Below are 24,542 nucleotides of genomic sequence, written 5' to 3'. Positions count from 1 at the left end.
ACCTGCTTCGCACCAAGTGTCGCAGCCCTGCATCGCTGTCTGGACAGCCATTACTCGTGGTAACCGTCAGAACACGATCATGGAAGGCCGAGGGAGGTCGCGCGTCAGGTCCAGGTCTGGCCGTCGGGGGTGTCGGCGACCTTCACACCGAGCGCGGCCAGGTCGTCGCGAAGCCGGTCGGCCGCGGCCCAGTCGCATTCCTGCCTGGCGCGGGCGCGCTGCTCCAGGAGCTCGGCGGCGCCCGCCGGCAGGACGCGCACCCTGCCGATCTCCGAGGAGAGGTCGAGACCCAGCACGTGGTCGAGGTGGAGGAAGGACTCGAACTTCGACCCCGGCGCCACCGACTCGTCGCGTTCGAGCTCCCTCAGCACCCTGAGGGCCGCCGGGGTGTCGATGTCGTCGTCGAAGGCGGCCTCGGCCTGGCGTACGGCCGTCTGGTCGAGCGGCGCGGACGGCGACTCCGCCCACTCGGCGACCCTGGCCCGCCACCGGCGCAGCGTGCGGTCGGCCGCCCGCAGGGTGTCCCAGGTCAGGTTCATCTGATGGCGGTAACGGTGCTCCATGAAGGCCAGCCGTACGGCCAGCGGATCGAGCCCCTCGTCGGCCACGTCGGCGAGGAGCACGACGTTGCCCGTCGACTTGGCCATCTTGCGCCCGTCGAACAGCAGGTGCTCCCCGTGCACCCAGCGCCGCACGACCTCGTGTCCCGCGGCGCTGTCGGACTGGGCGCGCTCGTCCTCGTGGTGGGGGAAGCGCAGGTCGATGCCGCCGGTGTGGATATCGATGTGCTCGCCGAGGTAGCGCAGCGACATGGCCGAGCACTCGACGTGCCAGCCGGGGAAGCCGCGCCCTCCCCACGGGGTGTCCCATGCCAGCTCGCGGTGCGAGTGCTTCCACAGCGCCCAGTCGGCGTGGAAGCGCTTGCGCGGGTCGACGCCCTCCACCCTGTGCCCGGGCTTGAGCGCGTCGAGCCTGTTGCCTGAGATCTCCCCGTAGGAGGGGAAGGACTCGGCGGCGAAGAAGACCGAGCCGTCGGGGACGGTGTAGGCGTGGCCCTTCTCGATCAGCTTGGCGATCAGCTCGATCATGAGGTCGATCGCCTCGGTGGCGCGAGGGGTGTGCTCGGGCGGGCGCAGGTTCAGCGCGGCGGTGTCGCGGCGGAAGGCGTCCTCGTAGAACCTGGCGATGTCGAGGGTGGACCTGCCCTCCTCGCGCGCCTGAGCGGCGATCTTGTCCTCGCCGAACTCCGCGTCGTCGACCAGGTGGCCGACGTCGGTGATGTTCTGGCAGACGACCATGCGGACACGCTGACGTTCGAGGATCCTCCTGATGAGGTCGGACAGCAGGTACGAGCGCAGGTTCCCGACGTGCGCGTACCGGTAGACGGTCGGACCGCAGGTGTACATCCGCAGGGCTCGCGCCTGGGGGATGTCCTCGACCTGCCTGGTGCGCGTGTCGTAGATCCTCAACATGAACCGAGCCTAATCCGGCGCCCTGCCGCCGGAAAGCGACTACTCGCCCAGGAAGGCCAGGATGTCGCGGTCACCGCGCTCCCGCAGGCGGGTCAGCACCTCCTCGCGCGTGGCGGTCTCGGGCAGCCCCACCCTGGCCCCGATCAGGCGCAGGCCCTCGGCCTCGGAGTCGACGGGAGCCGTGTACCCGATCAGGTGCAGCGCCCTGTTGAGGGGCCGCAGCGCGGGCTGGGCCGCGGGCAGGAAGCGCGTCAGCAGCTCGCCCCCGTCGGACACCGTGAGGAACACGTGGTCGCCCTCGGAGGCGTTGAACTCCGCCAGCACGTTCCTGATCGAGCCCATGGTCGGCTGGTTGTGCCAGGAGATCACCACGTCGCCCGAAGGCGCGGAGGCGGTCAGCGAGCCGCCGGGCGCCATCCCGAGATGCGCGGCGAAGCCCGTCGGGAGCGGGGAGCCCGAGCCGCGCAGGTGCTCGGCGTTGACGTCCACCCTGTGCCACCAGCGCCCGTCACGTGACTTGAAGGAGCGCCGCGTCTCCGAGACGTCCTTGCGCGGCTGGTAGCCGGGCTGGTCGGGGGCCGCCACCCTGATCCAGCCACGCTGCGACCGCTCGAAGCCAGGGCCGCCCGAGTAGGCCCGCACCGAGCTCTCACTCACGTCGTAGCGGGAGGTCAGGTTGGTGACGATGGTGTTGACCGAGGCCTCGCCGCCGGCTCGCTCGATCTCCCTGGCGATCATCTCCCTGATGCCCAGGTACTCCTCGCCGCCCCAGCGCGCCAGGCCGTACTTGTTCCTGTCGACCCTGCGGAAGCGCGCGTCGGCCGTGAGCTGGTTGCGGATGCCGACCAGGCTGTAGTCCTCGCCGATCCGCTCCTGGATCTCCTCGGGGGTGAGCGGCGCTCCCGCGACGGACAGCACCGCCTCTGCCTTCTCGTTGACGCTGCGCGGCCAGAGCATGACATGCCCGTCGAAGACCCGCAGCTGCGGCACCGCGGTCAGCCACCGCTCGGCCACGTCCTCGCGGACGCCGAGCTGTGCGGTCATGGCGACGGCCTCGGCGACGAGCCTCGGCCCCTCGGTGAACAGCTGCCTGGTCTTCTCCCTCAGCTCGTCGGCGCCGCCGGCGATCAGCCACCCGTCCGCCTGCTCGTAGCCGGTCAGCAGGGACCGCACGAACCGCCACACGGGGATGCCGAGCGACACCAGCTCCGTACGGTGCCACGGCACCGCCTCCGCCAGCTCCTCGGCGGGTACGGCGGAGCCGAGCCGCCCGCGCAGCCACGTCACGTGCGCCAGCAGCGGCCCAGCGGACACCGAGGCGAGCCAGGCCTCCACGTGGTCGCGCAGGTCGCGCTCGATCTGCCTGATCCGCTCCCTCGTCACGGAGAAGCGCTGCGCCAGCTCGTCGAGCGTGGCCCGCTGCTCGGCGTAGACGCGGTCACGCGCGATCGTCCGCTGGCGCTCGTCGAGCGCGACGAACACCTCGTCGACCAGCTGGGGCAGCGGGACGGCCCTGACCTCGGCGACAGGCTCGAGCAGCCGCTCGAAGACGCCGCTGAACAGCTTGTGGACCACGTCGCGGCCGAGTCCCTCAGGCGTCCGCTCGCTCTCCGCGGGGTCGGAGAACCTCAGCAAGGGCAGGATGTCGCCGAGCTGCAGATGTCCCCAGGAGGCGACGGCGAGGTCGGCGAGGCGTCCTGCGACGGCCTGGGCACCGATGACGGCGCACGCGCGGTCCAGCGGGATCGACTGCCACCAGGCTTCGGGCAGCTGAGGATCGTCCGCGAGCGGTGCGATCTGGACGGGAGACGTCCAGCGCAGGGGTGGCGCGAGGTCGCTCAGGCTGAGATTCATTGGGGTCCAACCGGCAAAGGGAAAGATATCCGCAGTTCAGAGACTATGTGATTAGGACGACAGAAAAGGGCTACCTCTTCCGGAATGGGAAACGTAGAGCACGGACCTGGCCCGCGTACAGGCAACGTAGAGCAGCCCGCGCTCACGTTGTAGCACCCGCGCCCTGTCACCGGGGTCAGAGGGTAGCGGCTCGGGCACCACACCCTCGGCGATCCCGACGAGCGCGACGTTGTCGAACTCCAGGCCCTTCAGGCCGTGCAGGGTGGTCACCCGCACCTCCTGCCTGGCGCGGCGCAACGCCTCCTTGGCCGCCTTGACCAGGCGTGTCGTACGCGCGGCCACGGCGATCTCCGTGGTGGGCACGCCCTCCTCCCGCCACGACTCGATGGTGTTCACCAGCCCGGCCAGCTCGGCCTCGGGCGTGTCGTAGGCCCTGACCGTCGGCCGCTCGCCGTGGCGCGTGCTGCGGAAGCCGCGCAGCTCCTGCACCCCCTTGACCAGGCCGAGCGTCGGGCCGCCGCCGCGCAGCCGCACCCCGAAGGAGAGCAGCTCGTGCGGCAGCCTGTAGGAGATGCTCAGGCCGTGCTGGACGGCATGGATGCCGACCGCGCCCAGGGAGATGCGGTGGTCGGTGATGCGCTGGTGCGGGTCGCCGACCACGAACAGGTCGTCGGGCGCGCGCGGCACCGCCGCGCGCAGCAGCCGCCACTGCGCGGGGCTGACGTCCTGCGCCTCGTCCACCACGATGTGCCTGTACGGCTTGCGCCCGGGCTCGCCGAAGCTCAGCACGTCGTCGAGCAGGTCACCCGTGGCCCTGGTGAGCAGCCGCAGCGCCTCGTCGGTCAGCTCGGTCAGCGAGCGGGCCCCCGCGCCGACGAGAGTGGGCTGCCGCCCCTCCACGTCGGCCACGATCCTGATCGCCAGCCTGTCGACGTTGCAGACGTCGATGCGCTTGCGGACGGCCTGGTCCTCGATGAGGAGGTCGAGCTTCGCCGACAGCTCGGTGGCCAGGCTCTGCGAGAAGGTCACCAGCAGGACGGGCCCGTTGCCGTGCCCGGCCAGGTGGGCGGCCCTGTGCAGCGCGATGAGGGTCTTGCCGGTGCCGGCGCCGCCCGTGACGAGCACCGGGTGCTCGTAGTGGTCGGCGCGCGCCAGCCGGTGCTGCGGAGGGTGCAGGAAGACGCACCAGTCCGGCGCGGTGACGATGCGGTCCAGCTCGTCGTCCGTGGCGGCGAACACCGCCCTGTCGGGGCTTCGGAGCAGCGCCGCGTACAGGTCGGAGGTGTCGATCGGCTCGGGAGGGTCCCACGAGGTGCGGCGGGAGTCGAGCTCCCTCCACGCCTCGGGCAGCGAGCCGCCCCTGGCCATCACCGAGAGCGGGAGGTACTGCGTGGGCGGCAGCAGCGCCTCGAGCGCCTCGACGTCAGCCTCGTTGCCGATCAGCCTGATCAGCGGCAGCAGCGCGAGGTCGATGCCGAGGCTCAGCAGGTCGGTGTCGCTGACCGGCTCGAACAGCCTCGCCTGGCCCGCCGAACGGCGCAGGGCGTGCTCGACCCTGCCCAGCGCCTCGGCGTCCCACTGCTCGACCACCCCGATGACCGGGTTGACGCTGAAGGCGTGCCGCCTGGCGTAGGCCTCGGCCTCGGCGTCGGGCAACAGGGTCAGCAGCCACGAGACCTCGCCCTGCCGTACGACGACGGCCAGGTGGCCCTCGGCCATCCGCAGCGTCCCCACCCCCTCGGGGGCGGGGACGTGCGACAGAAGGGCGGGCAGCGCGGCCATGACCTCCCCGCGCGCAGGCGGGGCCAGAGCGCTGAGTTCCCTGGGGAAGTCAGGGGCGATCGCGAGCCGCGGCACGGGCTCAGTCCAACAGTTCGAACAGGTCGCGGTCTCCGCGTTCACGGAGCCTGGTCTTCAAGTCCTCGAGACTGACGTTGCCCGACATGCCAATCCTTATGGCGATGATTCTGGCGGCGTGTTCGATGGCGCTGCTCAGGCCGGTGTAGTCGGCCAGGCGCAGCGCCTTGGAGATCTTACTGGCGCCGGGCGTGGCGACCGGCAGGTGTTTGGCCCGCAGCACGCCTTCCTTGGACAGCGTGATGAACAGGTGGCCGCCCTCCCTCGCGCCGACGTCGGCGAGCAGCCTGCCCATCTGGCTGATGGAGGGCCTGCCGTGCCAGCTCATCATCAGCTCTCCTGCCGCGCTCCTGACCGTCCAGCTCGAGCCGGGGGTCAGGCCGAGGTAGGCGGCGAACCCGCTGGGCAGCGCGCACTCCCCGGTGGCCAGTTGCTCGGCGGTCATGTCGATCCGCAGCCACCAGCGGCCGTCGGGCTGGCGGAAGCAGCGCTTGGTGAGCGAGACGTCCTTGAATCCCTGGTACGGCTTGCCGTTGCCGTTGGCGTCGCCGGGCTCCGGCGCGGGCGGCTGCAGCGGAGCGTGGAAGGACGGCTGGTTCGCGGGCGCCTGGAAGGGCGGCTCCTGACCCGGAGGGGGCGCCTGAAAAGGCGGCTCGTGGCCAAGAGGAGGCGCCGCGAAGGGCGGCTCGTGACCCGCAGGGGGCGCCGCGAAGGGCGGCTCGTGGCTCAGAGGGGACGCCGCGAAGGGCGGCTCGTGGCCCGGAGGGGGTGCCTGGAAGAGCGGCTGCGGCGGGGGCGGTGGGGCCGAAGGGGGTGGCCCCGGCGGGGTCGGCGCCGACGGCGGTGGCGCGAGGTCGGGGACGCGGACCAGCGCCGCCATCGTGGCGTGCACGAACTGCCAGGCGGGCACGTCGAGGGCGCGGATCTCCTTGCCGTGCCAGGCGGCGGCGCCGATCAGCAGCTCCTTCGGCGGGTCCCCTCCCAGCCGCGCGCGCAGCTCCTCCAGGTGGGCCCGGTAGGGCGCCGTCTCCTCCGCCGCCAGCCAGCGCTGCAACCGCTGGCGCAGCGCGGCCTCGACGGAGACGATCTCCTCCTTGGACACGGCGAACAGCTTGGCCAGCTGCTCGACGGCCGAGGGGGTGTCGGTGAAGACACGGTTCTGCGCCACGGCCCAGGTCTTGTCGTCGAGCCCCGCGAAGGAGGCCTCGATGAGCGCGTGCAGGTCAGGCTCGTCCGACGCGGCCTGCGCCGCCACCGGTTCCTGGGCGACGTCCGCCGCGAAGGACGGCGCGGGGGCCTCGAGTTCGCTCTCGCGCTCGTCCTCGTAGGCTGCCGCCTCCGCGTGGCCTGTCGCCTCCGCGTGCTGCTCCTGGTGGTGCTCGTCCGCGTGCTGGTGCTCGTCCACCGGCTCGTGGCGGTGTTCGTCCGCCCGCTCGGGCTCGGCCCCGTGCTCCTGGTGGTGCTCGTCCGCCTGCGCGGGCTCGGCCCCGTGCTCGGGCTCGGCCGTGGGCGCGGGTTCGGCCGCGTGCGCTGCCGCTTCCTCGCGCTCCTCCGCGTCGGGTCCTGTGTGGAGGTCGCCCTGCGCTTCGTAGGTGCCGGACTCCTCGCGCTCCTCGGCCTCCCTGTGCGCGGGCGGGAGGGACTGGAAGGCGTCCCACCCCTGCGACACCGGGGCCCGCTCCTCGACGACCGGCTCCCGCTCGACAACGGGCTCGTACTCGTCGACCGGCTCCCGCTCGACAACGGGCTCGTACTCGTCGACCGGCTCCCGCTCGACAACGGGTCCGTACTCGACGGGCGCGCTCTCGGCGGGCGTCTCGAACAGGCCGCGATAGGGGGCCTCGTGCTCGACGGGGTGTGCCGCCGCCACCGACTCGTGGCTTGCGACCGGCCCGGGCTCGGCGACCGGCTCGGGCGTCGCGACCGGCTCGGGCTCTCCCAGCGGCTCGGGCTCGGCGACCGGTTCCGGCTCCTCGATCGGCTCGGGCTCCGCGGCGGGTACCGGTGCCGCGATCGGTGCGGGCTCCGCCACAGGCTCAGGCTCCGCGACAGGGTCGGGCTCCGCCACAGGTTCGGGATCCGCGACAGGTTCCGGCTCCTCGATCGGTGCGGGCTCAGGGGCGTCGGCGTGCGGCTCGACGGGCTCCGACACGAGGACGTCCGCCTGCTCGGCCACCGCGTCGGCCGTGGGCGGCGTCTCGGCGCGACGCTCCTCGACGGGAGCGCCGGGCGCCAGCCGTACGAAAACGGCCGCGAAGAGGGTGTTGAGCACCGGACGGGCCCTCACGAACGGCTGGTCCATCAGCTCGCGGCTGCTCAGCGCCAGCAGCCCTGGCCACGACCCCGCCCTGTCGAGGGCGATCGCGACGTGCGGCTCGTCCGCCTCGTCGGGGTCCAGCACGTGCAACGCGGGCAGCACGTCGCCCACGGCAGCCGCCGGCCAGTGCTCCAGCGCGATCTCCGTCAGCAGCTCGCCCAGGGACTCAGGCCCGATGGCGGCCAGCACCCGTGGCACGGGCAGGCTCCGCCACCAGGCCTCCGGCAAATGCGGCTGACCATGGAGCAGTGTGATCGCGGCCGCGTCGCTCCACCTCAAGGGTGGTACGAGGTCGCTCAGGCAGAAGTTCATCCTGTTCCGTTCACCAGCCCCTCACGCCGCTGTCGCGGCGCAGCCATACTCTTGCCGCCACGGAACAGACCATAGCCGCGCAAAACAGCCCTGTGCATCATGGAGTACGCATCAGCGCCGGACGGCGGCGAAGCGTAGCCGCACGTAGTCAGCCATCCACCCGGTCTCCCTGCGGAGCGCGGGGGCGGCGAGCTCGTTGACCCGTCGCAGAAGGGCGTCCGCCAGATCGGCGGGCAGCCCTTCGAGCAGGGATCCCGCGTACATGCGCACCCAGTCGGCCGCCCCTCCTGGGCACTCGTCGAGAGGCGTGGGCCTGTCGAAGTTCTCCAGCAGCCTGACGACGAAGCCCTCCTCCTCCAGCAGCCTGGAGTGCTCGGCGGGCGTCGGGAAGTACCAGGGCAGCTCGGGCTCGCGCAGGCCGTACTCGCGCCATGCGGTGGAGAGCGCGGCGGTCAGTTCCGCGCAGTTGCCCGCCCCGCCCATCTCGGCCACGAAGCGGCCGCCGGGCCGCAGGGCCTCGCGGACGTTGGCGATCACGGTGCGGGGGTCGCGGCTCATCCAGTGGAGCGCGGCGTTGGAGAAGACGGCGTCATAGGCCTGGACGACGCTGAAGTCGTGGCCGTCGCCGATGATGAAGTCGATGCCGGGGTACTGGGCGAGCGCCTTCTCGATCATCGCGGTCGAGCCGTCGATGCCGAGGACGCGCGCCCCCCTGGCGGCGATCTCGGCGGTCAGCACGCCGGTGCCGCAGCCGAGGTCGAGCACGTGCTCGCCCGGCTGCGGATCCAGCAGGTCGACAAGGGGAGCGCCCTGCGGCGAGACATAGCCGAAGCTGCTGTCATAGGCGCGAGCGTTCCACCGCGTCATGCTCGGTGTGTCGTATCGCAAGACCGATCAGCTCCCCCCGTAGTGGGACAACAACTCTAGGGGCTGAATGTCTCTACGACATATCAGTCACACCGGGCACACTTGTCTCACCCGGCCCAATGCTTGTTGACGTACGTCTTCGCCGTGTCGGTCTGCGGGATCGTGAGCAGCACCGGAGGCCCGGGAGGCGCAGGCAGGCGAGCCGCGGTCTCGGTGTCGAGCGTGCCCTTCATGAGCATCGCCTCGCCGCGCGCGGGCCTGGCGTAACCCTTGAGGTAGAGGTTCTGGCCCTCGTCGGAGAAGATGAACTCCTGCCACAGCCTGGCCGCCGCCGGGTGCGGGGCGTCCTTGTTGATCGCCTGCACGTAGTACGCGCCCAGCGGCGAGCCCTTGGGGATCGTCACCTTCCACGACGTGCCGGGCTCGGCGGCGCGCTCGGCGTTGAGGTGGTCCCAGTCGACGACGACGTTGGCCGCGGGGGGCTCGGCGAGCTTGCCCTCCTTCTTGAGCTTGGTGAACAGCTCGACGCCGCGCTGCACCTGGGGCACGCCGTTCTGCAGGGAGGCGGCCATGATGCCGCTGAACGCGGCGGCGGTCTGGCGCGGGTCTCCTGGCAGGGCCACGGTGTAGCCGGGCTTCAGCAGGTCGGCGAAGGAGGCCGGGGCCTTGACCTTGGCCGAGTCGTAGCCGAGCGACATGTAGCCGCCGTAACCCGCGTACCAGGCGCCGTTCCTGTCCTTCACGTGGTCGGGCAGGTCGTGCCAGCCCTGGACCTTGTAGGGGGCGAAGCGCGGCGCGTTGGCCACGGCCACCTCGAGGCTGAGGTCGAAGACGTCAGGCTTGAGCTGGGCGGCGGCCTCCATCTGACGCCGGCTGCTGGCACCGGGTTCCAGCTGGTTGACCTTGATGTCGTACTTGTCGGCGAAGGTGTCGATGATCTCGCCGTAGTTGACCCAGTCGCGGGGCAGGGCGATGACGTTGAGCTCGCCCTCCTTCTTCGCGGCCTCCGCGAGCCTGTCCATGCTCGTGAAACCGGCTTGCATGGAGGCGGCCTTCGCGTTGACGGGAGCGGGCGGCTTTTCCTCCGTGGTCGAAGCGGCGCATCCCGCGCTGACGAGAACGGCGGCGATGGCGGCACAGGTGCGTACGGTCACGCTACAGATACTCGCGGTTACGTTCGCCCAGGTCGAGGAGGCACGACTTTCGCGGCCACCAAATGCTCCTCGGAGATCTCCACGAGGCTGCCGTCGCGTTTGCGCACCGTGAGGGTGCCGCCGTCCCACGATTCGAGCACGCCTACCGCGTCGCTGAAGCCGCCTGGCACTCTTCTACGAGTGGTGACGCGTGCCCCTATGTCCGAGGTTGTGATGGCGATCTCAAGGCGAGCGGCCACAAGTTTGCCACCCTCCGTTTCCGACACTTGGCTGACCCGGCAATACTAGGGCGTAGAAAACCGCGGTCTATGAAGGAGCTCGACGTGACGTACGTCATCGCGCAGCCTTGCGTGGACGTCCTTGACAAGGCGTGCATCGAGGAGTGCCCCGTCGATTGCATCTACGAGGGCGAGCGCATGCTTTACATCCACCCCGACGAGTGCGTGGACTGCGGTGCGTGTGAGCCCGTATGCCCTGTAGAGGCGATCTTCTACGAGGACGACCTTCCCGAGCAGTGGAAGGACTTCTACAAGGCCAACGTGGACTTCTTCGAGGACCTGGGCTCGCCCGGTGGCGCCTCGAAGGTCGGCAAGATCGAGAAGGACCACCCGGTCGTCGCCGCTCTGCCGCCGCAGGCCGAGGAGCACTGACAGGTGCACAATCTGCCGGACTTTCCATGGGACCGGCTGGTGCCGTACAAGGAGCGCGCCCAGGCGCATCCTGACGGCATCGTCGACCTGTCGGTCGGCACCCCCGTCGATCCCGTGCCGCGGATCGTGCAGGAGGCGCTGGCCGGGGCTGCCGACAGCCCCGGCTATCCGCTGACGTACGGAACCGCCGAACTGCGCGCCTCGGCGGCTGGATGGCTGCGCCGCAGGCACGGCGTCACCGTCGACGAGCGGGCGGTGCTGCCGCTGATCGGGTCGAAGGAGTTCGTGGCCTGGCTGCCGACGCTGCTCGGCGCCAAGCAGGTGGTCTTCCCCGAGCTGGCCTATCCCACCTACGACGTCGGCGCCCGCATGGCCGGAGCCGAGACGGTGGCCGCTGACGGGCTGCTCACGCTCGGCCCCGCGCGGGTCGACCTCGTCTGGGTCAACTCGCCCTCCAACCCCACGGGCAAGGTGCTCCCCGCCGAGCACCTGCGCAAGGTCGTCTCCTGGGCGCGCGAGCGCGGCGCGATCGTGGCCTCCGACGAGTGCTACATCGAGCTCGGCTGGGAGGAAGAGCCGATCTCGATCCTGCACCCCGATGTCTGCGGCGGCTCCCACGAGGGGCTGCTCGCGGTGCACTCGCTGTCCAAGCGCTCGAACCTGGCCGGATACAGGGCGGGGTTCGTCGCGGGTGACCCCGCGCTGGTCGCGAGGCTGCTCGAGATCCGCAAGCACGCCGGAATGATCATGCCTCAGCCGGTGCAGACGGCGATGACCGTCGCCCTCGGCGACGACACCCACGCCGACGCACAGCGCGAGCTCTACGCGGCCCGGCGCGAGGTGCTGCGTCCCGCGCTGGAGAAGGCGGGCTGGCGCATCGACCACTCGACGGCGGGCCTGTACCTGTGGGCCTCCGACGGCGGCGACTGCTGGGATCAGGTACGACGCCTTTCCGAAATCGGGATTTTGGTCGCACCCGGCGAGTTCTACGGATCCGCAGGTCGTAGCCATATTCGGATCGCTGTGACGGCCACCGACGAACGCATCGGTGCGGCGGTGCGCCGCCTCCAGTAGGATCCCGCGGCATGACCTCCATGGTCGTCATCGGACTCAGCATCGCCACGGTCGTGCTCCTGCTGGGCGGCATCTACGCGACCATGCGCAAGAGCCGTCCGCCCACGGCCTCGGTCTCCACGCTTCCCTCGCACGGCGGCGCGATCGGCTCCGACTACGACGACCCCCGCACCATCCAGGTGGGGGACAACATCGAGACCCACGGCAGGCGCGCCGGTGTCACCGGCGCGCTGCACATGTCGTGGCAGGGTCGCCAGTGGATCGAGTACATGCTCGACGACGGCTCGCGCCGTCCCGTGTGGCTCTCGGTGGAGGTACGGCAGGGCCTGGTCTCCACCGACCCTCCGCACCTCGAGGTCCTGCTCTGGACCATCGTGCCGACGCAGGGCATGATCCCGGCCAAGAGCATGCTGATCATGGAGGGCGTGGAGTTCTTCCCGATCGAGCGCGGCACGGCCGCGTTCAAGTCGGAGGGCGAGACGGGACGGCCCGAACGCGGGCTGCTCGACTTCGCCGACTACCGGGCCGCCGACGGCAGGCTGCTCTCCTTCGAGCGGGTGCAGGGCGAGCGCTGGACGGCCAGCTACGCCCAGCCGCTGCCGCCGGGCTCGATCACGATCGTCAGCCGCGCCGCCTGACTCCCGCCCGCGCCGCCTGACTCCCGCCCGCGCCGCCCCCCTGTGACAGCTCGACGCGCCCCTGGCCCTATCCGTCGCCCTGTGGCAACTCGCTGCAGGGCGTCGCGCCATGACAGTTCGACGCGGGCGTCGCGCTATGACAGCTCGACGCGGGTGGAGCCGGCCTTGCCGCCGTTCTTCCAGCCCTCCGCCGACCAGGTGATGCCGTCGAACGCCACGCGGCGCAGGCCGTACTGCTGGGCGTGCGCGACCGACCACGTCGCGATCAGCCACCCCCGCCTGGTGCTCGGCACGCTGACAGCGCCGAGCGCGCGCGTCAGGTCGCGCTGCGCCTCCTCCGCGCGCGCCGCGGCGGGCGTCTCCTTCAGCGGAAAGGTGCAGTGGACGGCGCGCGGCACCCTGCCCGTGAACGCCGCCGCGAGGATGCGCGCGTTGTTCTCGTGCGGGCCGTACGCGTATCCCGCGGCCGACCGCTGGACGGCCTGCGCCGCCTCGGCGACCGGCAGCTTCTGGTAGTTCTTCACCTTCACCAGCGCGGCGAAGAACCGGTTGGCCGAGTAGACCGGGTCCATGATCTGCTTCTTCTTGCCCCAGCCCTGCGAAGGCCGCTGCTGGAACACCCCGAGCGAGTCGCGGTCGCCGTAGGAGACGTTGTACATCTTCGACTCCTGGATGGCGGTGGCGTAGGCGATCACGATGGCCTGCTCGGGCAGCCTTCTGCGCTCTCCCACCGCGGCGATCGTGGCGGCGATCCTCGCCTGCTCGATGTCGAGATCGAGCTCGCCCTTCGGGGTCTTCACCACGCAGCCCTCGGCGTCCACGAGTGGGTCGGCTTTGCTGAGCAACACATAGACGCCCACGGCGATGGCGACCGCGAGCGTGAGAACGATGATCCCGATAGTCAGGACCGCTCGGGAGAAGCTTCGCCGCACCCTGAAAAACCTACCCGGACAGATAGGCTCCGTGGCCATGAGCCAGAGCTATTTGAGCCCGCTGCCTGCGGCGGTCGACGAGTTGTGGTCCAACCGTGCGCAATTGTCCCCCTCCGACTCGGAGGCCAGGGGAATCGTGGTGGCGGCGATCGACCAGCTCGACACCGGCAAGGCGCGGGTGGCCGCCGTCGCGGAGAGCGGCGAGGTCGTGGTCGACGAGCGGGCCAAACGGGCCATCCTGCTCAGCTTCAAAGTGCTCGGCATGGCCAGGTCGCAGGTGGGCGACTTCCAGCACCACGACAGGTTGCCGCTGAAGACGACGTTCGACGGGGTCAGGGTGGTGCCGGGAGCCATCGCCAGGTGGGGTTCCTACCTGGCGCCGGGGGTGGTGCTCATGCCGTCCTTCACCAACATCGGCGCCTTCGTCGACGGCGGGACGATGGTGGACACCTGGGCGACCGTCGGCTCGTGCGCGCAGATCGGCAGGAACGTCCACCTGTCGGGCGGGGTGGGCATCGGCGGCGTCCTCGAGCCACCCAACGCGGTGCCCGTCGTGGTGGAGGACGACGCGCTGATCGGCAGCAGGGCGATGCTGGTCGAGGGCGCGAGGGTCGGACGCGGCGCGGTGGTGGGCGCGGGGACGATCCTGTCGGCTTCCATGCCGGTGATCGACGTGCAGACGGGCGAGGAGCTCGGCCGCGGCCGCATCCCCGACTGGTGCGTCGCGGTCGGCGGCACCCGCCCCAAGGAGTTTCCCGGCGGGACGTTCGGGCTGCCGTGCGTGCTGGTGCTGAAGCGACTGGAACCTGGCCAACGGCATGACAAGGCGGCACTGAACGAGGTCCTGCGCGAACACGGCCTCCACGCCTGACCCTCCTCCGGGGGTGTCGAGCGCCGCGGTCACGGTTGTTCCGCTCGTCCTCTTCCGGCGGAGCCGGGGACCCGGCATCGCCTGCCCACCTCCGTCACAGGCCACGGCTCGTCCGGATGTCTTCGACTCCCGCCCTGAAGGCCGGCCGTACCGGCCGGTTAGGGTTGGCTCTCATGCTGGACTTGACGCAGGACGTGGGCGCGCTGACCGCCGCCATCGTGGACATCGAATCGGTCAGCGGTGACGAGAAGTTCCTGGCCGACACGGTGGAGCAGGCGCTCAGGGCGCTTCCGCACCTCACCGTCGACCGTTCGGGCGAGACCGTCGTCGCGCGGACCTTCCTCGGCCGGCCCGAGCGGGTGGTGATCGCCGGTCACCTCGACACCGTCCCCGTGGCGGGCAACCTGCCCAGCAGAATCGAGGGCGACCTCCTCTACGGCTGCGGCACCTCCGACATGAAGGCCGGCGTCGCCGTCGCGCTCAAGCTGGCGGCGCTCGTCCCCGAACCCAACCGCGACGTCACCTACGTCTTCTACGACTGCGAGGAGATCGAGGCCGAGCGCAACGGTCTGACCAGGGTGAGCCGCGACCATCCGGACTGGCTGGCCGCCGACTTCGCCGTACTCATGGAGCCCACGGACGGCGTGATCGAGGGCGGCTGCCAGGGCACGCTGCGCGCGGACATCATCACAAGGGGCAAGCGCGCCCACAGCGCCAGGTCATGGCTCGGCGTCAACGCCATCCACGCCGTCGGGGAGGTGCTGGCCAGGCTCAACGCATACGAGGCCAGGCGGCCCGTGGTCGACGGCCTGGAGTATCACGAGGGGCTCAACGCGGTGGCGGTGCGCGGCGGGGTCGCGGGGAACGTGATCCCGGACGAGGCCGGGGTCATGGTCAACTACCGCTTCGCTCCAGACCTGTCGCTCGAACAGGCCGAGCAGCACGTCCGAGAGGTCTTCGACGGGTTCGAGGTCGTCATCACCGACGGCGCGCCCGCCGCGCGTCCGGGCCTGACACATCCGGTGGCCGCGGCCTTCGTCGCCGCGGTGGGCGGCATCCCCCGCGCCAAGCTCGGCTGGACCGACGTGGCACGCTTCTCGGCGCTGGGGATTCCCGCGGTGAACTACGGCCCAGGCGACCCGAACCTGGCGCACCAGCAGGGCGAGTACGCGTCGCTGACGAAGATCGCGGAGAGCGAGCTCGGCATGCTGAACTGGCTCACCACACCCACGATCTGACCAGGCCAACCAACCGGCAGGCCCTGCCTCGTCCCACTCTCCGGCCCCCGCCCCGGCCTCCAGTCGCATGATCGGCCCGGGGCAACAGGACGCATGGATTGCCGAGCTGTCTTCACCACGGAATCGGCGGCGCTTCGCCTCTCGGTGCGTCAGAAGAGAGGGCTCGGCTCGATGTCGGGTCTGTGGTTCTCTAGTGGGGTGGTCGCGAGGCCCCGCGCTCATCGGCGATGTGAGCTCGCCGGGCGTCTGGTGACCGCGCACGAAGGGCCTCCAACACGAAAGTGGCTTTCCTCGCCGGCCATTTGGCGGGGAAAGCCACTTTCAGTCCCGAGCAGCACCCTCGGCAGTTAGACGCAGGACCTTCGAAATCTGGTTCCCTCCTTTTTTCAAGATTTTTTAGCGATGCGCGCTAGCGTGCTCCGTATGAAACGGACACGTCCTGAACGTCGTCAGGGCCAAGCGGTCGTCCGCGGCCGCCTGGTTCCTGAATCCACCCACGACCAGCGCCTTCTCGACCGGCAGGGCCCCGCCGACTGGGTCCACATGGACCCGTGGCGGGTGCTCCGCATCCAGGCCGAGTTCGTCGAGGGATTCGGCCAGCTGGCCGAGCTGCCTCCGGCAGTCACCGTGTTCGGCTCCGCCCGTACCACCGACGACTCACCGGACTACCAGATGGGCGTCGCGTTGGGACGCCGCCTGGCCGAGGCCGGGTACGCCGTGATCACCGGCGGCGGGCCCGGCGCGATGGAGGCAGGCAACAAGGGTGCGGCCGAGGCAGGCGGCATCTCCGTCGGGCTCGGCATCGAGCTGCCCTTCGAGCAGCGCATGAACGACTACGTGGATCTCGGCATCGAGTTCCGCTACTTCTTCGTCCGCAAGACGATGTTCGTGAAGTACTCCTGCGGGTTCATCACCCTGCCCGGCGGTTTCGGCACGCTGGACGAGCTGTTCGAGGCGCTGACCCTGGTTCAGACGCAGAAGGTCACCTCCTTCCCCGTGGTCCTGATGGGCACCGAGTACTGGGGCGGCCTCATCGACTGGATCAAGAACACGTTGCTGGCCTCGGGGAAGATCTCGGCGCAGGACCTGGATCTGATCCACCTCACCGACGACGTCGAGGAGGCGGTCAACATCATCATCGAGTCCGAGCGGCTGCGCTCCGGCATCAGCAAGGAGGAGAAGGAGGTGGTGGAGAGCCACCGGGTAGAGCCTCAATAGACTCCTGCTTCGTGAACATCTGCGTTTTCTGTGCATCCAGTCAGAAGATCGACCCCAAGTACGTGCACCTCGCCACCGAGGTCGGTACCGAGATCGCGCGCAGGGGTCACACCCTGGTGAGCGGAGGGGCGACGGTCTCCTGCATGGGCGCGGTGACCAGAGCGGCCAGAGCCGCCGGCGGCCGCACTGTCGGCGTCATCCCCCAGGTGCTCGTCGACATCGAGGTCGCCGACACCGAGTCGGACGAGCTGGTCGTCACCGCCGACATGCGCGAACGCAAGGGCGTCATGGACGCCCGCTCCGACGCGTTCCTGGTGCTCCCCGGGGGCATCGGGACGCTCGAGGAGCTCTTCGAGATCTGGACCGCCAGAGTCCTCGCCATCCACACCAAGCCGCTGGTGATCCTCGACCCGTGGGGTCTGTACGCGCCACTGCGGTCGCTGGTCGAGCACATGTACGACGAGGGATTCACGCGGGCGAACGTCTTCGACGCCATCACCTGGACCAGTTCGGTGGAGGAGGCGCTCGAGGTGCTGGAGTCCCCGGCACAGCCCATGGAGCCGAGTGTGGAGGAACTGGGCGAGTCGACCCCCTGAGCCGCTCCGCGAGCGCCGTCCGCCGCGGCGGGGACCTGTGCCGCTGAAGCCGCGCACGGAGACAGACCTCACCTGGGGACGGCGAGCGGCGCTACGGGACCAGGAGGAGGGCGTGCGCGGCCGGGGTTCTGGTGCCAGGGGTGCCCGCCTGGAGTCCTGGGCTCAGGAGGGTGCGCGGCAGGGGTCCTGGAGTCTGGAGTACGGCGTGCGCGGCCGGGGTCTTGGGTCAGGAGGAGAGGGTGCGGGCTTGGAGTCCTGGGCTCAGGAGGGTGCGCGGCAGGGGTCCTGGAGTCTGGAGTACGGCGTGCGCGGTCGGGGATCCTGGGGTCAGGGGGAGGGCGTGTGCGCCTGAAGTCCTGGGTTCAGGAGGTACGCGGCCGGGGTCTTGGGGGTCCGGAGGGGAGGGCGCGGCTGGAGTCCTGGGGTGGGGATGAGGGTGTGCGCGCCTGGAGTCCTGGATTCACAACGAGGGTGCGCAGCCAGGGTGTAGAGGGACAGGGGAGGGTGTGGAGGCGGCGGCTGAGTTCGAACGGGCGTCCGGGAGAGCTTCGCCGGCGGCCGGGCGATGGGAAGTCAGGCCAGGCCGCGGCGGGTGAGGGCTGGGGGACGGGTACCGGACAGGCAATCTGTCATCTCCAGGGCGAGTCTGACTTGATCGGTATGTTCCGTCACGAACACGCCCGCCCCCGCACGCCGGTACACGGCGGCCGCGGCGAGTGCGGCGTCGAGCGGCGCGGGCAGCCTGACCAGCACCGTGGCCCCGTCCGCGGCTCGCTCCCGCACCTCGCGGAGGGTGTCGGCGGAGATCCACGCGGGTTGTTCACGCTCGCCTGGCGTGAGCACTACAGGCCTCATGTCTCGATCGTACGAGTACGATTCCAGTGTGCTGGTCGTACTCGCCATCGCCGCGCTGGCGATACTCGCCTGCGTGGTCGTGGTCTCCCTTGGCAGGGGCGGTGAGCTGACCGAGTTCCCGCCTGACGTTCCGCCCCTCGACCTGCCCGAGGCCGGGCAACTGACGGCGGTTGACTTCATGGCGCTGCAGCTGCCGGTGAACCTCGTGGGCTACCACACGCAGAGCGTCGACGAGACGTTGCGCCGTGCCGCCAATGCGATCAGCGCCCGCGACACCCGTATCGCGGTGCTGGAACAGCGGGTGTCGGAGCTTCTGGCCAGCAGGTTGCAGGCGCGGCAGGAGGCGTACGCGGGTTCGAGCGTCACTCCCCGCACCGAGCACCATCCCGACGCGCCGTCCCTGGCCCTTCCCGAGGACGACTCGCCTGCGGGCGGTTCGCAACCGTATGCGCGCGTGGGTCACCAGCCCGCAGGAGACGACACCGAGGCCGGCCAGCAGCAGAGCGCCCCCGAGGATTTCGACAGCCCCGCCGACGAGACTTCCGATCCCGGCCAGAACGGTCAAGCTCGAACCGACACCTCCTCTGCCCTGACATCTGACGAGTCATCGGCGTCTTTCGAGTCGTCGATGGACGCTGATCGCGCGGCTTCGGCCGAGGCCGAGGCCGTCCGATCGCGAGAGGGAACGACTGACAACGGGACGGTTGCTCCGACTTGGGGGAGAACCGCCCCTTCTGAGGAGGACGATCACACCGACTCCTACGGCGTCGTCGATCCGCATGTCGCAGCCGAGCGCCCGGCGGCTCATGCCCACGGTGCCGGAGCGCATGCCCACGACGCGGACGTGGACAGCGAGGCCCACACCGACGGTTGGGCTCCCGCCCACGACGCCGGTGACGGCAGTGACGAGGCTCGGGACCGCGACGCGGCTCGTGCCCACGACACGGGTGTCGAGGGTGAGCTTCGGGCCGATCACGTTGGTGTCGAAGGCGAGGATCGCAGCGTCGGCGCGGTGGGAGAGAGCCGGGCCCACGACGCTGGTGATGAGGTCGGCGGTGCTCGGGTTGGCGACGCGGTTCATGCCCACGGTGCGGGTGTCGAGGGTGAGGACCGGGTCCGCGACGCGGTTCATGCCCACGGTGCGGGTGTCGAGGGTGAGGACCGGGTTCACGAAGTTGGTGACGAGGACGGCGCGGCCAGGGTGCGTGAGGTCGGTGCCGAGGGTTCCAACGGTGCGGGTGAGCTGCCCGCCTCCATCGGCCGCAGCAGGGACGGCCGCGCGTGAACGAGGTGATCCGTTGCGAGTGGACGGGTATGAGCGCTCCGCTCTACATCGCCTACCACGACGAGGAGTGGGGCCGTCCTGTTCACGGGGATGACAAGGTGTTCGAGCGCGTGAGCCTGGAGGCGTTCCAGTCGGGGCTGTCCTGGCTGACGATCCTGCGCAAGCGCGAGAACTTCCGCAAGGCGTTCGATGGCTTCTCCATCGCGAAGGTCGCGGCCTACACCGAACAGGACGTCGACAGACTCCTCGCTGATGAGGGCATCGTCCGTAACCGAGCCAAGATCGACGCCACGATCGCCAATGCCCGCGCCGCCCTGGAGGTGCCAGGCGGGCTCTCCGAGCTGGTCTGGCGGCATGCGGATCCCGACTCTCCCGTACCGAAGTCGATGGCGGACGTTCCGGCGATCACACCTGGTTCCAAGGCGCTCGCCAAGGAGCTGAAGGGGTACGGTTTCCGCTTCGTCGGGCCGACGACGGCCTATGCGCTCATGCAGGCCATCGGCCTGGTGAACGACCACATCGCGGACTGCGTCACCCGCAACCTCACCGTCCACTGACTACACGCCCTCGGCTACAGCCACGTTCCTCCGGGCTCTGCCTACCTGCCTTGGCGTGCGCCTCCACCTCTCCTTTGGCCCGCGGACCGCCCCTCCTGGCCCGTGGGCGTTTGCAGGAGCCCGGCTGCCTCTGCTCCGGCCCATTCCAGCTGGGCCGGCCGATCGCGGGCTACGTGGGGAGTGGTTGGGTGTGGTGGTCGCCGTCGGGGAAGGTGATCGTGACGGACTCCCTGGAGACCTCGACGGTGATGGCGTCGCGAAGGGCTGACGGGTGGACGGCGTCGCCCGACAGGACGACGAGCGTGACGTGGACACCAGGGGTGTCGGCGTGGAGGCAGGGCACCGCCGAGTGGGGTCCGAAGGCGTTCGACTCCACGTCTCGGGAGACGCTCGCGCGTTGCCAGCCGTACAGGCCGATGAGGGCCGAGGACAGGCCGTCCGTGCGACGGGCCAGCGCCCAGCTGGGTCCGGTGACCGCGGAAGGCGGGGTGACGTCGGAGACGGCGTAGCCGCCCTCTCGCACCGTCACCCCGAACACCTCGTTGACCGTCTCGCCTGATGGCGGCGTCGTCAGGGGGAGGGCGGAGGACGGGACGCCGTGGGAGCCAGGCGTGCGTGGTGAGTGGGGGCCCGCCGAAGGGGAGGAGACGGCAGCTTCGTCAGAGGGCGGGCTCGTTCGGGTCGACGGTGAGGAGCCGTGGGACTCCGGCGATGGCGACGAAGCGTGCGGTTCGGCGTCCGACCGCCGCGAGGGCTGGGGTTCGGCGTCCGACAGCTGCGCTGAGGGGTGTGGCTCGGTAGCCGGTGGCTGGGGCGGGTCCGACTGTGGGGCGGGGGCGGGGGTGATCTGGTGGATGCGGAGTTCCCACTGGCCGCGGACGAGTGAGGTCGTCGTGATGCGGGTGCCTTCGGGAGTCTCCGTGTATGAGGAGGCGGTTCTGCCCGCGCACTCCAGCGGGTGGATCGTGCCTCGGGAGGAAGGGACGCCGTCGGGGGAGACGAGGGCCAGGTGGTTGTCGACGTTCCTGATCCAGGCGTGTTCGGCGGACTCGGGGGCCGTACGGGTGGAGTAGGCGAGCTTGGCGTAGTGCGGATCGTCGGGCGGAGCGCCGTGGTCGCTGCCGTGGTTGACCAGCCGGACGATGCCGTCGTGGCGAGTGCCGTGGAGGAGCAGCCCTGTGGTGGGGAGGGCGACGGTGAGATCGTTCTCGTCGATGAGGAGCATCTGCTCGCCAGCCGTCCACACCGGGTGCTCGGGTGAGAGCAGCAGGCCGAGCAGGCCCTTCGACGCCCAGTACGGCGAGGCGGGCCCCGAATACGCCTGCGTGGTCGGCAGGAAGGTGTCGTACCAGCCGAGGGAGAGCAGCCCCCGCCGGTCGGGGACGCCGCGCTCGGCGAAGTGGCGGGCGACGGACGAGGCGAGCTTCCTGGTCTGCCCGGGGGCGAGCGGGGTGGCGTCGGCGAGCGCGCCCATCCAGACCGGAGCGAGCGAGGCGAAGCGGTAGCAGAGCGAGCGGCCCTGGTGGACGGGAGCGCCGTCGGAGCCGAAGAAGTGCTGGTAGGTCGTGAGGAACTCGGTCAGGCGGCCGCGGTAGAGCGTGGCGCGCTCCTCATCGCCCGACATGCGGGTCCACAGCAGGGGATACAGGTGGAGGGCCCAGCCGCCGTAGTAGTCGAAGTTGCGGGTGCCGCCGTCGGTGTACCAGCCGTCGCCGACGTACCACTGCTCGATCCGCTCCAGACCCCTGTCGATCTCGTGCTGTGCGTACGGCCCGCCGACCGACTTCACGAACTCCTCGCTCACGGTCTGGAACAGCATCCAGTTGTTGTCCCACGTGCGCTTGCCGATGAAGCCGCTCAGCCACGTGACCACCCGCTCCCGCACCTCGGAGGGAAGCTGATCCCACAGCCACGGCCTCGACTCGTGCAGGCCGACCGCGATCGAGGCCGCCTCGACCATCTGCTGTGAGCAGTCGGTCAGCTGGGGCCAGGCCTCGCCGCTGGACGGATCGGTGCCGTTGGCCAGGCCGGTGGCGTAACGCTCGATCAGCTCGGGGCGGACCTGGCCGCGCGCGCCCGCGATGCGGAACGCGGCGGCGAGGAACGTGCGGGCGAACCCCTCCAGACCGTCGAGTGCCACCCCTGACCAGCTCGCTCGCCCCGGCAGCCGGTACTGGGCGAACCCGGGCGACGCGTACGGCACGACGGAGTCGAGCAGATGGTCGGTCAGCGTCTCCCAGTGGGCGCGAGTCCAGCCGGTGCGCGGCGAGAGCAGCCGATCGGTGGGCGGCAGGGACAGGTAAGGAGGGGTCATGCCTAGCCTTCTCGGTGGCGGCCGACGGTGAGCTCGGCCGTGTGGGTGTGGCCGCGCGATCTGGCCAGTCTGACGGTGATCGTGGGGTTCTTGCCAGGTCGCACGGTGACGGTGTCGTCGGTGCTCACCACGCCGTGAGCGGGATGGTCGAGGGTGAGGACGACGCTGTCGACCGTGCGGCTCGGGTCGGAGACGGCCACGGAGACGCGGTCGCCCGCCCGCCGGACGAGCACGGCGCAGGGAGCGCTCGCGCTGACCCCGCCGACGCTGCCCGCCGCCCAGAAGGTGGCGGCGAACAGCCGGTGTCCCTGGCCGCCCCGCCCCGCGTGGACGGCCTGGACCTCGGCGGTGTTGGCGAGCACCTCGACACCCGAGTAGGCCGCGGTCTGCTCGGCGGTGGCATTGGGGAGCAGCAGGTAGGCGTAGGTGGCGCCTGAGGGGTTGGCGCCGTGGTCGAACCAGAGCGTGACGTACTCCCGCGAAACCGGCTCGCCCGAACCGCTGGTGCTGGCGCCGTCGTTGATCGCTTTCCAGCTGTCGGTGAGCACCTCACGCAGCGTGCGCAGGGGAGCGCCACCGGGAAAGACGTAGCCGCCGACGCCTTCGAGGTGAGCCCACGAGGAGGTGGACGAGCTCTCGGCGCTCTGCCGGAGGACGCCGTCGACGGTCAACGCGCCGGTGGTGCCGCGATTCTCGACGACGGTCTCGATCGTGCGGGCGTCGGTGCTGGTGATGCCCGCGCCCAGGCAGACGACGGCGTCGTCGAGGCAGATCCAGCTCTTCCTGGCCGTGAGCGTGCTGCCCATCGCCATGAGCTCGAGCGACGCCACGCCGTACCCGCCGAGAACGGCCCCGCCCGCCCACGCGTTCTTCGGGCGGAAGGTGCCGGTGCCGCTCACGGAGACCGCGGGATCGCGATGCCGTGTGTCGACCGTGGTGCCAGGCAGCCGGTAGGAGTTGACGGTCGGCCAGTAGTCGGCGCTGTAGTGGTCGAGGTCGGTGTAGAGGTAGGTGACGCCGTCGCCCTGGTACCAGGCGCGGTAGTTCTCCCCGTTGCCGCACTCGTATCCCGCGATGCGCTTGGAGTCGAGGCTCAGGGCGAAGGACCAGTGCGTACGGCGGTGCACGACGCGGTCCATGTCGGCGAACACGTGATGGCCCACCGGCCTCGCCACGGCCGCGAGGCGGGGGTCGTCGAGCACGGCCCTCGCCCTGGCGGTCGCCGCGATGCCCGCCCCTTCGAAGAACCTGCCCCTGCTCACCCAGCCCTTGGCCAGCTCCTTGAAGCGGGTTGCGTAGGGCTCGGGCGCGCCGGTGGCGAGTTGGAGCACCGCGTCGACGGTCTCACGCCCCGCGTCGTGGTCGCGGGAGCCGCCGCGCGACACCGCCCTGCCTCTGACGCTGTCCATCATGAGGCCGTCGTGGATCCACGGCGCGAAGGTGCGCTCCACCGCGTCGAGGATCACCGACCTCTTGGGGTCGGTGACCTCCCAGCTCGACCCGCCGAGCAGGCCCAGCATGGCGCTGACCGACTGGAGCAGGACGACGCCGTAGGAGCCGGTGTAGGCGACGGTGTCGTGCTGGATGAAGGAGCCGTCGGCGTAGAAGCCGTCGCGGGAGGTGACGTAGCCGAAGAGGGTGTTGCGCCCGCCGTCGCGCAGGTCGGACAGGCCGTCACGAGCCAGCGCCACCTTGGCCGCGTCGTCGCCGACGATGCCGCGCAGGGCGACGATCAGCGCCTTGTCGGCCCTGTTGGCTCCGGTCTCGGCGAAGTTCGTGAGGTTGGTCCTGCGGTCGGGGTTGGGGCAGAACCTGTCGACCGCTCTGATCCACGCTGTGCGCTGCTCGGTGCTGATGAGGTCGTACATCAGCAGGCAGGTGTCCATGAGGGCCCTCGGAGCGCCGATCTCCCAGTGCCACCAGTTGCCCACCTCGCGTTTGGTCTCGTTGTAGGCGCGGGCGTAGAGGAAGTCGAGTGCGGCGAGGAGCTCGCCCGCGAGGCCGTCGTCGCCGTGGAGGGCCGAGCCCGGGGTGGCCCAGGCGGTGGCGAGCGTGCGCAGCCGCTGGTGGCTGCTCGCGATGTCGCCCGAGACGCCCTTGAGGGGGAGGTCCGGCCAGAGAAAGCTGCGGTTGGGCGCCAGGTCGAGAGCCCCGCGCAGGGTTGACGCGGCGGCGTCGAGCTTGGCGAGGGGAGCGGCGAACGTGGGGTCGGCGGGGTCGAAGGAGCCGCCGGAGAGGAGGGCGGTGGCCTTGGCTCGGAGGGTGGCGAACTCGGTCACGCCCGCAGTCTGGCCGATCGGGGCGAGGGCGGGTGACGGGCCGGTCGCGCCTGTGGAAAACCCGGCGCCGGTCGCGGAGCCTGTGGATGACGCGGCCGCCTCCTGGGGGAGAAGGAACGCCGCCAGACCACCCGCGAGCCCGAGGAACCCCCGCCGGCTGGTGGCGGAGGCGAGGACGCGAGGCTCGGCAGCCTGGGAGAAG

The 24,542-nt window shown here is 70.4% G+C and carries 20 protein-coding genes; 9 read left to right on the top strand and 11 right to left on the bottom strand.

The features are described 5' to 3' along the window. Positions 1–104: 104 nt before the first annotated feature. From cysS to ABFX50_RS51295, 7 genes are all read right to left on the bottom strand, one after another. Positions 105–1,472 (bottom strand): cysteine--tRNA ligase, encoded by a 1,368-nt coding sequence (gene cysS, locus ABFX50_RS09565; protein ID WP_346145117.1) that lies wholly within the window; start codon positions 1,470–1,472, stop codon positions 105–107. 39 nt (positions 1,473–1,511) lie between these two features. Next, positions 1,512–3,326: a sigma factor-like helix-turn-helix DNA-binding protein gene (locus ABFX50_RS09560; RefSeq protein WP_346145115.1), complete on the bottom strand. Its 1,815-nt coding sequence runs from the start codon at positions 3,324–3,326 to the stop codon at positions 1,512–1,514. Positions 3,327–3,377: 51 nt separating this feature from the next. After that, positions 3,378–5,183 carry a UvrD-helicase domain-containing protein gene (locus ABFX50_RS09555; RefSeq protein WP_346145113.1) on the bottom strand — a complete coding sequence of 602 codons (1,806 nt, stop codon included), beginning with the start codon at positions 5,181–5,183 and terminating at the stop codon, positions 3,378–3,380. Positions 5,184–5,187: 4 nt separating this feature from the next. Next, a complete protein-coding gene (locus tag ABFX50_RS09550) occupies positions 5,188–7,698 on the bottom strand; it encodes a hypothetical protein (RefSeq protein WP_346145111.1) in 2,511 nt (836 codons plus the stop codon). Between the two features lie 225 nt (positions 7,699–7,923). After that, positions 7,924–8,679, bottom strand: a complete 756-nt coding sequence (locus ABFX50_RS09545) for a class I SAM-dependent methyltransferase (RefSeq protein WP_183655536.1) — start codon at positions 8,677–8,679, stop codon at positions 7,924–7,926. A gap of 107 nt (positions 8,680–8,786) precedes the next feature. Next, positions 8,787–9,833, bottom strand: coding sequence for an ABC transporter substrate-binding protein (locus tag ABFX50_RS09540; protein WP_346145109.1), 1,047 nt, complete (start codon positions 9,831–9,833; stop codon positions 8,787–8,789). A 17-nt stretch (positions 9,834–9,850) separates the two neighbouring features. Then, positions 9,851–10,072, bottom strand: a complete 222-nt coding sequence (locus ABFX50_RS51295) for a putative acetyltransferase (RefSeq protein ID WP_425567862.1) — start codon at positions 10,070–10,072, stop codon at positions 9,851–9,853. A gap of 84 nt (positions 10,073–10,156) precedes the next feature. Here ABFX50_RS51295 and fdxA point away from each other — a divergent pair, with 84 nt between their 5' ends. The 3 genes from fdxA to ABFX50_RS09525 are packed head-to-tail and all read left to right on the top strand — an operon-like array spanning position 10,157 to position 12,195. Then, complete coding sequence (fdxA, locus tag ABFX50_RS09535) at positions 10,157–10,483, top strand: ferredoxin (protein WP_068901325.1); 327 nt, start codon at positions 10,157–10,159, stop codon at positions 10,481–10,483. 3 nt (positions 10,484–10,486) lie between these two features. Beyond that, positions 10,487–11,557 (top strand): succinyldiaminopimelate transaminase, encoded by a 1,071-nt coding sequence (gene dapC, locus ABFX50_RS09530; protein ID WP_346145106.1) that lies wholly within the window; start codon positions 10,487–10,489, stop codon positions 11,555–11,557. 11 nt (positions 11,558–11,568) lie between these two features. Further along, entirely contained in the window at positions 11,569–12,195 is a 627-nt protein-coding gene (locus tag ABFX50_RS09525) for a DUF4178 domain-containing protein (RefSeq protein ID WP_346145104.1), read from the top strand. A gap of 134 nt (positions 12,196–12,329) precedes the next feature. Here the strand turns inward: ABFX50_RS09525 and ABFX50_RS09520 are convergent, their stop codons facing one another. After that, positions 12,330–13,127, bottom strand: a complete 798-nt coding sequence (locus ABFX50_RS09520) for a hypothetical protein (RefSeq protein WP_346145102.1) — start codon at positions 13,125–13,127, stop codon at positions 12,330–12,332. Positions 13,128–13,164: 37 nt separating this feature from the next. On the opposite strand from ABFX50_RS09520, the gene ABFX50_RS09515 reads away from it, so the two are divergent. From ABFX50_RS09515 to ABFX50_RS09500, 4 genes are all read left to right on the top strand, one after another. Then, positions 13,165–13,998 carry a 2,3,4,5-tetrahydropyridine-2,6-dicarboxylate N-succinyltransferase gene (locus ABFX50_RS09515; protein WP_183655549.1) on the top strand — a complete coding sequence of 278 codons (834 nt, stop codon included), beginning with the start codon at positions 13,165–13,167 and terminating at the stop codon, positions 13,996–13,998. Positions 13,999–14,171: 173 nt separating this feature from the next. Further along, positions 14,172–15,236 (top strand): succinyl-diaminopimelate desuccinylase, encoded by a 1,065-nt coding sequence (dapE, locus tag ABFX50_RS09510; RefSeq protein WP_346145100.1) that lies wholly within the window; start codon positions 14,172–14,174, stop codon positions 15,234–15,236. Between the two features lie 423 nt (positions 15,237–15,659). Beyond that, positions 15,660–16,454: an LOG family protein gene (locus tag ABFX50_RS09505; protein ID WP_183655555.1), complete on the top strand. Its 795-nt coding sequence runs from the start codon at positions 15,660–15,662 to the stop codon at positions 16,452–16,454. Between the two features lie 11 nt (positions 16,455–16,465). Continuing rightward, entirely contained in the window at positions 16,466–17,050 is a 585-nt protein-coding gene (locus ABFX50_RS09500) for an LOG family protein (RefSeq protein WP_346145098.1), read from the top strand. 573 nt (positions 17,051–17,623) lie between these two features. Here the strand turns inward: ABFX50_RS09500 and ABFX50_RS09495 are convergent. Further along, complete coding sequence (locus ABFX50_RS09495) at positions 17,624–17,905, bottom strand: hypothetical protein (protein WP_346145096.1); 282 nt, start codon at positions 17,903–17,905, stop codon at positions 17,624–17,626. A 28-nt stretch (positions 17,906–17,933) separates the two neighbouring features. Here ABFX50_RS09495 and ABFX50_RS09490 point away from each other — a divergent pair, with 28 nt between their 5' ends. After that, a complete protein-coding gene (locus tag ABFX50_RS09490) occupies positions 17,934–19,190 on the top strand; it encodes a hypothetical protein (protein WP_346145095.1) in 1,257 nt (418 codons plus the stop codon). After that, positions 19,187–19,747: a DNA-3-methyladenine glycosylase I gene (locus ABFX50_RS09485; RefSeq protein WP_346145093.1), complete on the top strand. Its 561-nt coding sequence runs from the start codon at positions 19,187–19,189 to the stop codon at positions 19,745–19,747. Before ABFX50_RS09490 ends, ABFX50_RS09485 begins: the two co-directional genes overlap by 4 nt. A gap of 169 nt (positions 19,748–19,916) precedes the next feature. On the opposite strand, the gene ABFX50_RS09480 is transcribed toward ABFX50_RS09485, so the two are convergent. Both ABFX50_RS09480 and ABFX50_RS09475 read right to left on the bottom strand, forming a co-directional pair. Next, positions 19,917–22,061, bottom strand: coding sequence for a DUF2264 domain-containing protein (locus ABFX50_RS09480; RefSeq protein ID WP_346145091.1), 2,145 nt, complete (start codon positions 22,059–22,061; stop codon positions 19,917–19,919). A 2-nt stretch (positions 22,062–22,063) separates the two neighbouring features. Continuing rightward, the gene (locus ABFX50_RS09475) at positions 22,064–24,340 is read right to left on the bottom strand and encodes a polysaccharide lyase 8 family protein (RefSeq protein ID WP_346145089.1); all 2,277 of its coding nucleotides are present in this window, start codon (positions 24,338–24,340) and stop codon (positions 22,064–22,066) included. Positions 24,341–24,542 lie beyond the last annotated feature (202 nt).

The organism is Nonomuraea recticatena, from assembly GCF_039533245.1.
Lineage (GTDB): Bacteria > Actinomycetota > Actinomycetes > Streptosporangiales > Streptosporangiaceae > Nonomuraea > Nonomuraea roseola.
This window is presented reverse-complemented; position numbering and strand designations above follow the sequence as displayed.

What these genes read in the sequence shown, in the direction of transcription:
- cysS (WP_346145117.1), bottom strand. Translation starts at nt 1,472, where the DNA reads ATGTTGAGGATCTACGACACGCGCACCAGGCAGGTCGAGGACATCCCC.
- ABFX50_RS09560 (WP_346145115.1), bottom strand. Translation starts at nt 3,326, where the DNA reads ATGAATCTCAGCCTGAGCGACCTCGCGCCACCCCTGCGCTGGACGTCT.
- ABFX50_RS09545 (WP_183655536.1), bottom strand. Translation starts at nt 8,679, where the DNA reads ATGACGCGGTGGAACGCTCGCGCCTATGACAGCAGCTTCGGCTATGTC.
- ABFX50_RS09525 (WP_346145104.1), top strand. Translation starts at nt 11,569, where the DNA reads ATGACCTCCATGGTCGTCATCGGACTCAGCATCGCCACGGTCGTGCTC.
- ABFX50_RS09515 (WP_183655549.1), top strand. Translation starts at nt 13,165, where the DNA reads ATGAGCCAGAGCTATTTGAGCCCGCTGCCTGCGGCGGTCGACGAGTTG.
- dapE (WP_346145100.1), top strand. Translation starts at nt 14,172, where the DNA reads ATGCTGGACTTGACGCAGGACGTGGGCGCGCTGACCGCCGCCATCGTG.
- ABFX50_RS09505 (WP_183655555.1), top strand. Translation starts at nt 15,660, where the DNA reads ATGAAACGGACACGTCCTGAACGTCGTCAGGGCCAAGCGGTCGTCCGC.
- ABFX50_RS09495 (WP_346145096.1), bottom strand. Translation starts at nt 17,905, where the DNA reads ATGAGGCCTGTAGTGCTCACGCCAGGCGAGCGTGAACAACCCGCGTGG.
- ABFX50_RS09480 (WP_346145091.1), bottom strand. Translation starts at nt 22,061, where the DNA reads ATGACCCCTCCTTACCTGTCCCTGCCGCCCACCGATCGGCTGCTCTCG.